Annotated in this window: 12 protein-coding genes; 9 read left to right on the top strand and 3 right to left on the bottom strand. The window is 41.9% G+C overall.

Annotated features, from left to right (window positions below):
- Positions 1–102 precede the first annotated feature (102 nt).
- From mraY to murB, 6 genes are all read left to right on the top strand, one after another.
- Complete coding sequence (mraY, locus tag N6A79_RS09710) at positions 103–1176, top strand: phospho-N-acetylmuramoyl-pentapeptide-transferase (RefSeq protein WP_262080627.1); 1074 nt, start codon at positions 103–105, stop codon at positions 1174–1176.
- Positions 1177–1213: 37 nt separating this feature from the next.
- A complete protein-coding gene (murD, locus tag N6A79_RS09705; protein ID WP_268545789.1) occupies positions 1214–2641 on the top strand; it encodes a UDP-N-acetylmuramoyl-L-alanine--D-glutamate ligase in 1428 nt (475 codons plus the stop codon).
- Positions 2642–2820: 179 nt separating this feature from the next.
- Positions 2821–3975 carry a putative lipid II flippase FtsW gene (ftsW, locus tag N6A79_RS09700; RefSeq protein ID WP_268545788.1) on the top strand — a complete coding sequence of 385 codons (1155 nt, stop codon included), beginning with the start codon at positions 2821–2823 and terminating at the stop codon, positions 3973–3975.
- Between the two features lie 4 nt (positions 3976–3979).
- The gene (gene murG, locus N6A79_RS09695) at positions 3980–5146 is read left to right on the top strand and encodes an undecaprenyldiphospho-muramoylpentapeptide beta-N-acetylglucosaminyltransferase (protein WP_268545787.1); all 1167 of its coding nucleotides are present in this window, start codon (positions 3980–3982) and stop codon (positions 5144–5146) included.
- Positions 5130–6533, top strand: a complete 1404-nt coding sequence (gene murC, locus N6A79_RS09690) for a UDP-N-acetylmuramate--L-alanine ligase (protein ID WP_268545786.1) — start codon at positions 5130–5132, stop codon at positions 6531–6533. Before murG ends, murC begins: the two co-directional genes overlap by 17 nt.
- 24 nt (positions 6534–6557) lie before the next feature.
- Complete coding sequence (murB, locus tag N6A79_RS09685; protein WP_268545785.1) at positions 6558–7529, top strand: UDP-N-acetylmuramate dehydrogenase; 972 nt, start codon at positions 6558–6560, stop codon at positions 7527–7529.
- A 75-nt stretch (positions 7530–7604) separates the two neighbouring features.
- Here the strand turns inward: murB and N6A79_RS09680 are convergent, their stop codons facing one another.
- Complete coding sequence (locus N6A79_RS09680) at positions 7605–7928, bottom strand: YodC family protein (RefSeq protein ID WP_268545784.1); 324 nt, start codon at positions 7926–7928, stop codon at positions 7605–7607.
- Positions 7929–8071: 143 nt separating this feature from the next.
- Entirely contained in the window at positions 8072–8467 is a 396-nt protein-coding gene (locus N6A79_RS09675; protein ID WP_268545782.1) for a VOC family protein, read from the bottom strand.
- Between the two features lie 218 nt (positions 8468–8685).
- Here N6A79_RS09675 and dld point away from each other — a divergent pair, with 218 nt between their 5' ends.
- Together dld and fdhD are read left to right on the top strand one after the other, a co-directional pair.
- Positions 8686–10410 carry a D-lactate dehydrogenase gene (gene dld / locus N6A79_RS09670; RefSeq protein WP_268545781.1) on the top strand — a complete coding sequence of 575 codons (1725 nt, stop codon included), beginning with the start codon at positions 8686–8688 and terminating at the stop codon, positions 10408–10410.
- Between the two features lie 101 nt (positions 10411–10511).
- Positions 10512–11342, top strand: coding sequence for a formate dehydrogenase accessory sulfurtransferase FdhD (gene fdhD / locus N6A79_RS09665; RefSeq protein ID WP_268545779.1), 831 nt, complete (start codon positions 10512–10514; stop codon positions 11340–11342).
- 93 nt (positions 11343–11435) lie between these two features.
- On the opposite strand, the gene N6A79_RS09660 is transcribed toward fdhD, so the two are convergent.
- On the bottom strand, positions 11436–11726 hold the full coding sequence (locus N6A79_RS09660) for a putative quinol monooxygenase (RefSeq protein ID WP_268545778.1): 291 nt from the start codon (positions 11724–11726) through the stop codon (positions 11436–11438).
- A gap of 284 nt (positions 11727–12010) precedes the next feature.
- On the opposite strand from N6A79_RS09660, the gene N6A79_RS09655 reads away from it, so the two are divergent.
- Positions 12011–14473, top strand: coding sequence for an ATP-dependent helicase (locus tag N6A79_RS09655; protein WP_268545776.1), 2463 nt, complete (start codon positions 12011–12013; stop codon positions 14471–14473).
- Positions 14474–14571: the final 98 nt, after the last annotated feature.

The raw sequence follows: 14571 nt of genomic DNA, 5'->3' as shown, positions 1-14571 counted from the left end.
TTTCATTCGTAACAAGATTTATAACCATATTATTGCCGTTTGCATTCAATCGGTTGTTTAATAAAGGCCGCCGCCATGTTTATGTATTTGCCTGATTTTTTGATGAATTTGCCTGATTGGCTTCCAGAAGGATTGCGTAGAATTCCAGGTCTTGGCGTCTTCCGGTATATTTCGTTTAGAACGGGTGCGGCCACCTTAACATCAGCAATGATCGTATTTTTATTTGGCCCTAGCATTATTGCAGCCTTGCGTCTGCGACAAGGGCGCGGTCAGCCTATTCGTGCTGATGGACCGCAAACTCACTTTAAAAAAGCAGGTACCCCTACCATGGGCGGTTTGATGATATTGACTGGTGTTGTCGTATCATCCCTATTATGGGGTAACTTACACAATGTTTATTTCTGGACAGTATTGCTTGTCATGTTATCTTTTGGATTGATTGGCTTTTATGATGATTATTTAAAAGTTACCAAGCAAACCGATAAAGGATTTTCTGGCAAAGCGCGGTTGAGTCTCGAAGCGTTGATTGCCGCAATTGCTGCCTATGTCATTATGCGTGCGGGTAGCAGTGGTCTTGCCTTTCCTTTTGTTAGTTACATGCTCAATCTTGGTTGGTTCTTTATTCCTTTTGCAGCCCTTGTCATGGTGGGCACTGGCAATGCCGTCAATTTTACTGATGGGTTAGATGGGCTTGCTACCGTACCAGTGATGGTTGCAGCCGCATCCTTTGCTTTGATTGCTTATTTATCGGGTAATGCTGGCTTTGCTAGTTATTTGCAGATTCATTATGTGCCTGGTACTGGCGAACTTGCAGTGCTGTTAGGGGCGGTGATCGGTGCAGGTCTTGGATTCTTGTGGTTTAATGCGCCACCTGCTGCCATTTTTATGGGTGACACTGGCTCGCTTGCGCTTGGCGGTATGCTTGGTGCCATTGCAGTTGCCACAAAGCATGAAATTGTCTTGGTGATTATTGGTGGTGTGTTTGTTATGGAAGCTCTATCGGTTATTATTCAGGTTGGCTCATTTAAACTAACCGGCAAGCGGGTTTTCTTGATGGCACCTATCCATCACCATTTTGAAAAAAAAGGTTGGACTGAAAGCCAAGTGGTTATCCGGTTTTGGATAATATCTATTGTTCTTGCCTTAATTGGCCTTGCTACATTAAAATTGCGATAAGCGTAGTTTAATCAAAATCATATCAAATGGGGTTTTCATGATTACGGTTTCTAGTTTTAAAGGTGAAAAAGTAGCCCTTTTCGGTCTTGGTGGCTCTGGTATTGCAACCGCTAAAGCTTTGATTGCTGGCGGCAGCAAGGTTATTGCTTTTGATGACAATCTTGCAAGTGTTGAACGGGCAAAACAAGAGGGTATTACGACAGGTGATTTACATTTCATTGATTGGAGTGAGATAAAAGCGCTTATTCTCGCGCCCGGTGTACCACTAACCCATCCTCAGCCCCATTGGTCCGCGCAAATAGCTAAAGCAAACAATATTGAAATTATTGGCGATATTGAATTATTTGTGCGCGAGCGCAATGCATTTTTATTGCGCAATCATTTATCATCGCAAGATTGTCCGTTTATTGCCATTACTGGTACTAATGGTAAATCAACCACAACGGCACTTATTGCCCATCTGCTTCAAGAAGCTGGCTATGATGTGCAAATGGGTGGCAATATTGGCACCGCAATTTTATCGCTTGAGCCTTTTGAAAAAAAGCGTTGCTATGTCATTGAGTGTTCATCATATCAAATAGATCTTACGCCCTCAATTAATCCCACCATTGGTATTTTGTTAAATCTCACTCCAGATCATATTGATCGTCATGGTACTTTTGAACATTATGCTGCAGTTAAAGAACGATTGATAAAAGGTTCAAATATTGCCGTTGTTTCAATCGATGATATTTTTTGCGAAAAAATCGCTATTCGCGTTTTGGAGCGTCAAAATAAGTTAATACCATTTTCAACCAAGCGGCACATTGACAATGGTTGGTTTGCAGAAAATGGCAATATATTTAGAGCTGGCCATAAAGAACAACAAAAAATTACCAATCTGATCGGCATTGTTTCTTTGCGCGGCGTTCATAATGCGCAAAATGCCCTTGCTGCTTTGGCTACATGTGTAGCAATCGGTGTTGACGAAAAAAAATTGGCAGCTGCCATTTCAACTTTTAAAGGGCTTGCCCATCGTATGGAAGAGGTGGGCCGTAAAGATCATGTTGTCTTTATCAATGATAGCAAGGCAACCAATGCCGAGGCGACAGCACCAGCCCTATCAACCTTTGATCATATTTATTGGATTGCAGGGGGCGTTGCTAAAGAAGGTGGAATTTCATCCTTAAAGGAATTTTTCCCGAAAATTCGCAAAGTCTATTTAATCGGCGAAGCGGCAACAGGATTTGCGCAAACTATTGGCGATAACATAGATGTGGTAATGAGCAAAACCCTTGAAAAAGCTATAGAGCAGGCCTCCCTTGATGCTTCACTTGCTAAAGCTGAAATAGAGGCGCAAAGTGGCTCAGATGCAATTGCAGCTGTTTTATTGTCACCTGCTTGTGCAAGCTTTGACCAATTTGCCAATTATAGTGCACGGGGTGATGCTTTTAGGGATTTAGTGCAAAATACAATATTGCGCTAATTTAAAAATAATTGTGCTTAACCAAAATTTTTAAAAATATTAACTATTCTCTATTTCTTTGCGTTTATGCTGCAATAAAATTTCCTAATTTTAAAAATTTCAGGAAAAAGTGGCAATCTAATTTTTGTTGTTTTGTAATATAAAGCAACAAAAGACGCAAAGAAAAAGGAAGCAATAGCATGGTCAGTCGCGTTGATCGTGGAGCAGTTGCAAATTGGTGGTGGACCATTGACCGCTCAATTCTTGCCGCCTGTCTGATGTTGATGGGACTTGGCGTGTTCTTATCCTTTGCCGCAAGTCCAGCAATTGCAAGCCGCATCGGTATTGCCGACAGTTTTCATTTTGTGAAATTGCATATAAAATATATCGTCCCCGCTTTTGTTGTGATGATCACCATATCCTTTTTCTCGCCCTATAATGTACGCCGCGCAGCGATTGTTTTGCTTGGTGTCTCATTGGTGCTATTGGTGGCTGTGTTGGTTATAGGTATAGAGATCAAAGGTTCGAAGCGTTGGATTTCAATGCTTGGAGTGACCATTCAGCCATCAGAATTTATGAAGCCAGCCTTTGTTGTTGTTTCAGCTTGGCTTTTTGCTCAGCATGGTGAAAAAAATAAAATACCTGGTTACACATCAGCAATTGCGCTTTTTATTATAACTGCGACATTATTAGTGCGTGAGCCCGATGTTGGCCAAACGATTCTTATTACTGCCGCATGGGGAGGATTGTTCTTCCTTGCCGGTATTCCATGGATCGTGGTACTTTTCTTTATTGCCCTTGCTATTTTCGGCGGTTTTGGTGCTTATATGCTTCTTCATCACGTACGTGAGCGAATTGATGCTTTTTTGCATGGCGAAGGTGATACTTTTCAGGTTGATGTGGGGCGCGAAGCAATTATTAATGGTGGTTGGTTTGGGCAGGGACCTGGCGAAGGTACAGTAAAGCGGATTGTGCCTGATGCGCATACGGACTTTGTTTTTTCTGTTGCGGCGGAAGAATACGGAATTATTCTGTGTGTTCTTATTGTTGCATTATTTGGCTTTATCGTGATCCGTTCACTTTATATTGCTTCAAAAGAACAAGATAAATTCACTTGCTTTGCAATTGCTGGTATAGCAATGTTGTTTGGCGTGCAATCGATTATTAATATTGCGGTGAACTTGCATCTTATGCCACCCAAAGGTATGACCTTGCCATTTATTTCTTATGGTGGTTCGTCTCTTGTAGCGATTGGTATTACTATGGGCTTTTTATTGGCATTAACCAGAAAGCGTCCAGAAGCGCGTATGTCACAATATTACTCACGAATGAATTTATCAAAAACGGTAGCATGATAAGATGACAAAAGGCAAAATTGTTTTAGCAGCAGGGGGCACTGGTGGCCATTTATTTCCGGCTGAAGCTTTAGGGGCAGAGCTACAAATGCGTGGCTATGACGTGCATCTTTTAACCGATGGTCGTGCGCAACGCTTTGTTAGTTTTTTTGATGCAGATCATGTCCATGTTATTAATTCTGCTACTATCAAGGGTAAAAATCCAATTGCCATTATTAAAACGCTTTGGCAATTGCTCAAGGGCGTGCGGCAATCGCGTAAATTATTACATAGCTTAAAGCCGGTTTTGGTTTGTGGTTTTGGCGGTTATCCAACACTTCCTCCACTTTATGCTGCATCCTCCATGGGAATTCCAACTCTTATTCATGAGCAAAACGCGGTCATGGGGCGAGCAAATCGCTTTTTAGCAGGCAAGGTCACAGCCATTGCCGGTGGTTTTTTACCCCAAGAAGGTGAATTTGCCTCAAAGATTATTGTAACCGGTAATCCCGTGCGGCCAGCGGTAATAGATGCTGCCAAACTACCTTATAAAGCAGTTGAAGCTGGTGCGCCTTTTAATTTACTTGTTTTTGGTGGTAGTCAAGGTGCAAGCTTTTTTTCTGAAATTTTGCCGCAAGCCTTAAAGCTTATTGATGAAACTAAGCGTAATTCTATTTTAGTGACGCAACAAGCGCGACCACAAGATATTGAAGCGGTAACGCAAGCATATGCTGATTTGGGCATAAAAGCTGAAATTGCTAGCTTTTTTGATAATATGGCAGAGCGTATTGCTAATGCTCAATTTATAATAGCGCGTTCTGGCGCATCGACAGTTGCAGAAATTGCCGCTATCGGCAGGCCAGCTTTATTGGTGCCTTATCCTTATGCACTTGATCATGATCAGGCAGAAAATGCCGCATCCCTTGCAACATCTGGCGGCGTTAAGGTATTAGCGCAAAAGAATATTGATGCAGATGTTATGGCTGAAATTATAACCGGCGCACTTGATGATCCAAAGCTAATGGTAACGATGGCAGCTGCAGCACATCAAGCAGGACGTGTACAGGCAACGCAAAGTTTAGCTGATTTGGCTGAAGGCTTAATTGCAAAAAAGACAATCGCTGAGATAAAACAAAAAGAAATTGAACAACAGACAAGCAAATTGGAGAACAAGCATGAAAATGCCGCTTAATATTGGCCTTATTCATTTTATCGGTATTGGCGGTATAGGTATGAGTGGCATTGCCGAGGTGTTGCATAATCTCGGCTATCAAGTGCAGGGTTCGGACCAAAGTGATAATGCCAATGTGATACGTTTGCGTGAAAAAGGCATTAAGGTTTTCATCGGCCATGATGGAAAAAATCTTGGTGATGCGGAAGTTGTCGTTGTTTCCACCGCGATTAAAAAGACCAACCCTGAATATATGGCAGCACGTGAACGCCTATTACCAATAGTGCGCCGTGCAGAAATGCTGGCCGAACTCATGCGTTTTCGCCAAGCTGTCGCGATTGGTGGTACCCATGGCAAAACTACAACCACGTCAATGGTTGCGACATTGCTTGACGCTGGTGGTTATGATCCAACCGTAATCAATGGTGGTATCATCAATGCCTATGGTACTAATGCCCGCATGGGTGAAGGTGATTGGATGGTGGTGGAAGCCGACGAAAGTGATGGCACATTTTTAAAATTGCCAGCTGATATTGCGGTTATTACCAATATTGACCCAGAACATCTTGACCATTATGGCAGCTTTGATGCGGTGCGCGAAGCATTCCGCCAATTTGTTGAAAATGTACCATTTTATGGCTTTGGTGTTATGTGTCTTGATCATCCTGAAGTTCAAGCTATGGTTAGCCGCATTGATGATCGCCGCATTATTACTTACGGCAACAATCCGCAGGCAGATGTGCGCTTTCTTAATCATCATATGGAAGGTGCAAATTCGCATTTTGATGTGATTATTCGTAACCGTAAAACGGGCGAAACGGTTGAGATGAAGGATCTTGTTTTGCCAATGCCAGGGCTTCATAATGTATCAAATGCGACTGCGGCTATAGCTGTTGCCCATGAGCTTGGCGTGATGGATACAGCAATTGCTAAAGGATTGGCTGCTTTTGGTGGAGTAAAGCGTCGCTTTACCCATAGCGGAAGCTGGAATGGAATTGAATTTTTTGATGATTATGGTCACCATCCAGTGGAAATTAAAGCGGTGTTAAAAGCCGCGCGTGAGGCAACTAAAGGTAATGTCATTGCGATTGTACAACCGCATCGTTTTTCGCGTTTGCATGATTTGTTCGATGATTTTGCCACTGGTTTTAATGATGCCGATCGTGTTGTTGTGGCGCCAGTTTATGCCGCAGGCGAAGAACCAATCGAAGGTGTATCGGCGCAAAGCCTTGTTGAGCGAATTAAAACCGCAGGTCACCGTGATGCACGCTTTGTGAGCGGTGTTGAAGATTTACCTGCTATGATCAAAGATATTGCTAAGCCCGGTGATTTTGTGGTGTTTTTGGGTGCTGGTAATATTACGCAATGGGCTTATCAAGTGCCGCAAGAATTGCAAAAATTGGCTTAAAACATTTGTTGATTGGTTTTATAAATGACAATATATAAAGCAATTGATGGTGAAGCACTTTTAAAACAATTGCCAATTGACCAATTGCGGGGTCGTTTGCAGGCCAATGCTGATATGAGCAAGGTTACATGGTTTCGCACCGGTGGCCCTGCTGAGGTATTTTTTCAACCGGCAGATGAAGACGATTTGGCAGTTTTACTACAATCATTGCCAGAACATATTCCATTAACCATCGTTGGTATTGGCTCTAATTTGATGGTGCGTGATGGTGGTATAAAAGGCGTTGTTGTTCGCCTTTCCGCCAAAGGTTTTGGCAATGTTGTCATCAATGATGTTGGACAATTGGTTGCGGGGGCTGCTGCATCGGATAAAAGCTTGGCTACTGCTGCACTTAACGCGAAAATAGGGGGCTTTCATTTTTATTTTGGTATCCCCGGCAGCATTGGCGGCGCTTTACGGATGAATGCCGGTGCCAATGGTATTGAGACGGCAGAGCGTTTGGTGGAAGCCCATGCACTAGATCGGCAAGGTAATAAGCATATTATTAAAGCGGCTGATATGGGCTTTTCTTATCGTCATATTGCTATTGCCGATGATCTTATTTTTACCTCTGCGGTATTTTCTGGTCATCAAGCCAATGAATCTGATATTATGGCGGCGCGTGACGAGGTTATTCAACATCGCGAAAATGTGCAGCCGGTGCGAGAAAAAACTGGTGGCTCAACATTTCGTAATCCTGATGGCACGTCAGCTTGGAAAGTTATTGATGAGGCAGGGTGCCGTGGTTTACAAATTGGCGGCGCACAAATGTCGCCCATGCATTGCAACTTTATGATTAATGTTGGCAATGCAACCGCCTATGACCTTGAATTATTGGGTGAAACAGTACGCCAAAAAGTATTTGCCAATTGCGGTATTGACCTGCATTGGGAAATTAAACGCATTGGCCAATTTTTACCCGATAGACAAGTGATGTCTTTTGAGGCTGAGCTTTAAGTCGAAATATTGCGCCCCATTCGCTTATCAATAAAATCAAAGGTGCAACTTATAAAATTGCACCTTTGATTGTATCTAGTCTTCATCTTTACGATCAGAAGAAATCGTATCTGCTGCGGCTGTTTTGGGCTTGGCAGTTTTAGACTTTACAGCCTTTTTGTTTGTTTCATCGCCCTTTGCAACAATTGGTGTTGTTTTAAAAACAGGTAAAAGGTCAGCTTTTACTTTGTCTGTTTTTTCAACCGGATTAACCAATTCAATAGTATCTTTGCGAAAAACTGCCGTTTTAAGTCTATCATCTTTAAACCAGATACAGGTTGCCTTGCCGCCATCAACCTTTTGGGTGGTCATGGCAGGGCCACCTGATTTAAGCTTTACAATATCGCCAACTTTAAACATAGTTTTTCCTTTAATTCATCGCGAAAGTTAAACTATTATAAGTCACCAATATTGCGGTTTTATTATAAAATAGATTTCAACTGAAATAGCTAAAAGAACTTTGTTCGTGATTTGGCAAATTATAATGCAAAATATTAAAAAAACTAACCAAAGCGACCACCTTTTTCAATAACTTCAATTTGGTAGCCATCAGGGTCGGTCACAAAGAAAAAACGTGCAACTTTTTTACCCTGTTGATCTAATTGCACCAATTTACGTGGGGCAAAGCCATGACGTTCAAATTGGGCATGGGTAGCATCAATATCATCAACGACAAAAGCTGCATGGCCATAGCCATCACCAAGATTATAAGGCTCGGTTCGGCCTTTATTGACTGTTAATTCCAATTCAAAACTATTTTCTTCATTGCTCAAGTAAATTAATGTAAAGTCGTCAAATTCTATTTTTTCTGCAACCTTTAAATTGAATGCTTTTTGGTAAAAATCAACTGATCGCTTTTCTTCAAGGACGCGGATCATGCTATGGACAAATTTTGCCATTGTCTTTTCCTTTACAGGCTATTTAGCTTCGTTCTAAATACAACTATAGCGTTTTTATTAAAGTTAGCCAAGGCATGCCAATATCCAACAAACAAGTCTTATGGGTTTTATCATATTAATCGTTTTAATATAACGGCTTAGTTTTAAATGTTTTACTTATAATGAAAAATGCATTAGAGCTGAAAGAAAATGGTTTACTTGATTTAGGGAGGCTCAACATGACCGATAATTCTGTTATTGCTAGTATTAAAGGTATTGTTGGTGAAAAGTATTGCTTAACCGATGCAAATCAAACCGAGCGTTATCGTAAGGGCTTCCGCTCAGGCGAAGGCGATGCAAAGCTAGTCATTATCCCTGGCTCATTAACAGAATTATGGCAGTGTTTAAAAATATTGGTTACCAATGATTTCATTATCATTATGCAGGCATCTAATACGGGCCTTACGGAAGGATCAACCCCTAAAGGCAGTTATGAGCGCGATGTCGCAATTATTTCCACCCTTCGCCTTGATCATATTTATGTGTTGGATGAGGGCAAGCAAATTATCAGTCAACCAGGTGGCACTCTTTATAAACTTGAGGATATTTTAAGCAGCTTTAATCGTGAGCCCCATTCGGTAATTGGCTCGTCTTGTATAGGTGCATCTATCATTGGTGGTATTTGTAATAATTCTGGCGGTGCTTTGGTAAAAAGAGGGCCAGCTTATACGGAATTATCGCTATTTGCGCAAATTGATGAAAAAGGCGAGTTACAACTTGTTAATCATTTAGGCATTGATCTTGGTGAAACTGCAGAAGAAATCTTGACCAAGCTTGATAATAAGGTGATCGATCCAGCATGGGTTAGCTATGATGTTGGCGCGGCTTCCAATCATGAATATAGCCAAAAAGTGCGTGAGGTGGATGCGGCAACCCCTGCAAGGTTTAATGCTGATCCCTCAGGGCTTTTTGAAGCTGCAGGCTCTGCAGGTAAAATAGCGGTTTTTGCTGTACGCCTTGATAGTTTTGCGAAAGAAGAAAACAGTAAAATCTATTATATTGGTACCAATGATACCAATGATTTAACTGTTTTGCGCCGCCGTATGCTAAGTGAATTTGATGAATTGCCGATAAGCGGTGAATATATGCATCGAGACTGTTTTGATATTTCTCATAAATATGGCAAAGATACATTGCTTATGATTCATAAGCTTGGCACTAAACGCTTGCCGGGCTTTTTTGCCTTTAAAAAATCACTTGATACAAGACTTGAGCATTTATCGTTTTTGCCGGTAAATCTATCAGACCGTATGATTCAATTAGCGACGCAGCTTGTGCCAGATGTTATGCCAAAACGTATGCTTGATTATCGCAATCAATATGAACATCATCTTATTTTGAAAGTTTCGAGCAAATTGTCGGAGCAGACTGAAGCTTTGCTAAATGAAACTGTTGGATCTGGTTGGTTTTTATGCGATGCCGATGAAGGCAAAAAGGCAATGCTTAATCGCTTTGTTGCAGCTGGCGCTGTTATTCGATATGCGCTGGTTCACCCCAAAACATCAGAAGATGTCTTAGCACTTGATATCGCCTTGCGGCGCAATGATGATGATTGGTTTGAGCGCTTGCCTCCAGAAATTGATGCGCAAATTGAGCAAAAGGCTTATTATGGCCATTTTTTCTGCCATGTGCTGCATCAAGATTATGTGGTCAAAAAAGGTGTTGATGTTAAAGCATTAAAGGCAAAAATGCTGGAAGTGCTTGATAAACGCGGCGCGGAATATCCAGCAGAGCATAATGTTGGCCATCTTTATAAAGCAAAGCCAGCCCTTGCCAATCATTATATGAAGCTTGATCCAACCAATAGTTTTAATCCCGGCATTGGTAAAACAGACAAAACGCGTTTTTATGCTGCTTGTTGTCCAGATTGTGATCCGTCCTTTAAGGCGGAAAAAGTAAATTGACAAAGGCTACTGTTTAGCCATATGCATTTGATTTAAATAGCTGTTTGTTTTCAAATAGCTATTTTGCTATGTTGGCCAAAAGATAATTTGGATTTAATAAATTGAAGAAGAAAATCCCCATTTTTTCCGAGCTGGTGGGCGCGCCGGTTAACCGTATGGACTGTGTCACACGGGTGGAAAATGGCGTGAAACAGCCAATTGAGGTTGCCATTGCCGAAGAAATAGCCGTAGCTGTAAGTTATGACGGCACGACCCATGCAGTAATGATGGCAACCCCCGATGATTTGGCAGAATTTGCTGTTGGTTTTAGTTTAACTGAAAACATTATTTCGCATATTGATGAAATTGATGAAATTAATATTAATCAACTTGATGATGGTGTTGATATTCAATTGCGATTAGATGAGCGGCCGCGAACTGCTTTTTTAAAACGTCGTCGCCATATGGCAGGCCCTGTTGGTTGTGGCCTATGCGGTGTTGAATCTATTGAAGCTGCAATGCGCATTGTACCTCAGTATAAAGGTGATATTTCGCTTACAGCAAACGATATTTGTGACGCTGTTGGACTTTTGAATTTGGGGCAAAAATTAAATCAACTCACCCGCTGTGCCCATGCTGCCGGTTTTTATGTTGCAGGGCAGGGATTACTGGAAATTTGTGAAGATATTGGCCGCCATAATGCCGTTGATAAGCTTATAGGCACTTTGCTTCTGCAGGGAGTTGATATTGGCGCTGGGGCAATTGTTGTCACTAGCCGTTTGTCCGTTGAGATTATTCAAAAAGCTGCAATTGCTGGTAGCGGTGTTGTTATTGGTATTTCAGCGCCAACGGCTGAAGCCTTGCGCATAGGCAAGGCTGCTAATCTTACAGTTATTGCAAGGGCGCGTGGACAAAGCTTTGAAATTCACTCAAATGCAGAGCGCATTCTTTGAGATATTTATTTTAGGTCAAAAGTTTAATTGTTTGAGCTAAAAGCACCAAATCTATTTAAGTTTTATCTCATTTGTAGCTTTAGGAATGAGTTATTACAGATTAAGCTCATCCATTAAGATGATCCGTGCATCTTGCTTCTTATGCAAATCGATAAGCGGTACTAATTTTTGAAAATGCTCGCTTGCACTATGAATATCCAATGCATTTTTATCTGGCCATTGTTCGATGAAAATAAAATGGCTTTTATCTTCTTGGTCTATGCAAAGATTATACGAAATACAAAGTGGCTCTTTACGAGTTTCATCAACGAGCTGTTTAAAATATGGCAAAACCACATCAATAGCATCTTCTTTTATGAAAAATTCAGCAATAACTTTTAACATATTCATTTCCTTTGCTTTAATTGATAATTTCATCAAAATTATCAATGCTAATAAAAGCAATATTTCATTAATTAAGTCAAGGCGTTAAAAGTCAGAGCTCTGATATAATAGGTGAAGCCTCGCCAATGTTTTTTGCAAATCGTTAGAAATTGTACCGTAGTTTTGCAGATTATTATTTGAGGTTTAAAACAAAAATGATGTCTTTGTTTAAATTCCCTAGGAAAACTTTTAAATTTTTAATCGCGGAACTGGCAGTTTAGTTCATAATGCACTAAATATAAACTATGAGCGATTTTCCAGATGATATACCGTTTTTTGACGATGATGAAAAGCCACAGCGTGAAGATGTTCCACCAGTAAGAACTGGTGGCATTGCGGCAAGGGCTATGGCTGCGCGGCAATTAAAGCCAGCGGAAGCCGCCTATCTTGATGGGTTAAATCCTGAGCAACGTTTAGCAGTTGTTACCACAGAAGGACCGGTGCTTGTGCTTGCCGGTGCAGGAACGGGTAAAACCCGTGTTTTAACCACCCGTATTGGCCATATTTTATCCTTAGGCCTTGCCTATCCTAGCCAAATTTTAGCCGTTACCTTTACCAATAAAGCCGCGCGTGAGATGAAGCACCGTATTGGCGATCTTGTTGGCGGAGCGGTTGAAGGCATGCCTTGGCTTGGTACCTTCCATTCAATTGGTGTTAAATTATTGCGCCGCCATGCCGAGCTTGCTGGTTTACGCAGTGATTTTACAATTCTTGATACTGATGATGTTATTCGTCTTATCAAACAACTTATTCAGGCTGAAGGGCTTGATGATAAGCGTTGGCCAGCTCGCGCTTTTGCGCAAATGATTGATGGCTGGAAAAATCGTGGCCTATCGCCTGAAAAAATTTCTGAAGGTGATGCACGTTCATTTGGTAATGGCAAGGGCCGTGAACTTTACCGAGCTTATCAAGATCGCCTGAAAGTTTTGAATTGCTGTGATTTTGGCGATTTGCTGTTGCATCCAATTCGTATTTTCCAAAACAATCCCGATGTTTTGCGTGAGTATCATAAAAAATTCCGGTATATTTTAGTTGACGAATATCAAGACACCAATACAGCGCAGTATTTGTGGTTACGCCTTTTAGCGCAACGCCCAAATGGCGAAACGGTTAATTTGTGCTGTGTGGGCGATGATGACCAGTCTATTTATGGTTGGCGCGGCGCTGAAGTTGATAATATTTTACGCTTTGAAAAAGATTTTCCCGGCGCTGTCGTTGTGCGGCTTGAGCGCAATTATCGCTCAACCACCCATATTTTGGCAACCGCATCGCACCTTATTTCTTATAATGAGGGGCGGCTTGGTAAAACTCTATTTACCGAGCTAGATCACAGTAATGCACAAAAAGTGCAAGTGCATGCGGCTTGGGATTCTGAAGAAGAAGCCCGCGCCGTTGGCGAAGAGATTGAACAATTGCAACGCCAAGGCCACGCGCTTAATGACATGGCTATTTTGGTGCGTGCTTCATTTCAAATGCGCGAATTTGAAGATCGCTTTGTAACGCTTGGTTTAAATTATCGGGTGATTGGCGGTCCGCGCTTTTACGAGCGGATGGAAATTCGCGATGCTATGGCTTATTTTCGGGTTGTTGCGCAACCTTTGGATGATCTTGCTTTTGAGCGTATTGTTAATACGCCAAAGCGCGGTCTTGGTGATGCTACTATTAGGCAAATCCATGATGCGGCGCGGGCGCGTAATATTTCGATGTTTGCCGCAAGTGCAGAACTGATTGAGACCGATGAATTAAAGCCAAAGCCGCGCAGTGCCTTGCGTGAAGTGGTGGAGAATTTCCGCCGTTGGCAAGATAGGCTCAATAATACCCCCCATACTGAACTTGCTGAAGCAATACTTGACGAGTCTGGCTATACGGCAATGTGGCAAAATGATCGCTCGGCAGAAGCTCCGGGGCGGCTTGAAAACTTGAAAGAGCTTATCCGCTCAATGGAAGAGTTTGAAAGCCTGCGCGGCTTTTTAGAACATGTCTCATTGGTCATGGATGCCGAGCAAAATGAGGCGACTGATGCGGTTAATATTATGACCTTGCATTCCGCTAAGGGCTTAGAATTTGATACGGTGTTCTTACCAGGTTGGGAGGAAGGGTTATTTCCCCATCAACGTTCCCTAGATGAAGGGGGGCGATCTGGTCTTGAGGAAGAGCGCCGCCTTGCTTATGTTGGTGTAACGCGGGCTAAAAAGAATCTTCATATTTGGTTTGTTTCCAACCGCCGTATTCATGGCCTTTGGCAAACAACAATTCCCTCACGCTTCCTGGATGAATTACCGGAAGGTCATGTTGAAGTTGGTGCGGTAGACACCAGCTATGGAGGCTATGGTCAATCGCGCTTTGATCGCCATGATCCATTTGAAAACACCTATGCAACACCCGGTTGGCAACGTGCCCAACAACATAAAAATAAGGCAACGCGCGACAATTGGGGGAACCGTTCTGGTGCTAATGTTGAGCGCGTTGGCTATGGTGAGGCGCAAGCAGGATTTGGCGCAAATAAGTTTAACGGCAAAACAATTAATGGGGAATTAGTTGCAAAATCTGTTTCTGATGTAGCATCGGATTTTAAGATTGGCGATCGTGTTTTCCATATGAAATTTGGCAATGGTGATGTTGCGAATATTGAGGGAACTAAATTAACCATTGATTTTGACAAGGCGGGACAAAAGCGCGTTGTTGATAGTTTTGTAAAAAAACTTTAAATTTTATCATAAATAGACATTTTATCTAATAATCGTCGAATTTTTTAATAAAAGACTAAAAAAATCAGAAAAAAATGGTGTCTTGCGTTGAAAGCCAC

Source organism: Bartonella sp. HY761 (genome assembly GCF_026743145.1).
Lineage (GTDB): Bacteria > Pseudomonadota > Alphaproteobacteria > Rhizobiales > Rhizobiaceae > HY038.
The sequence above is the reverse complement of the archived record's forward strand: the minus strand, read 5'-3'. Positions and strand labels throughout refer to the sequence as shown.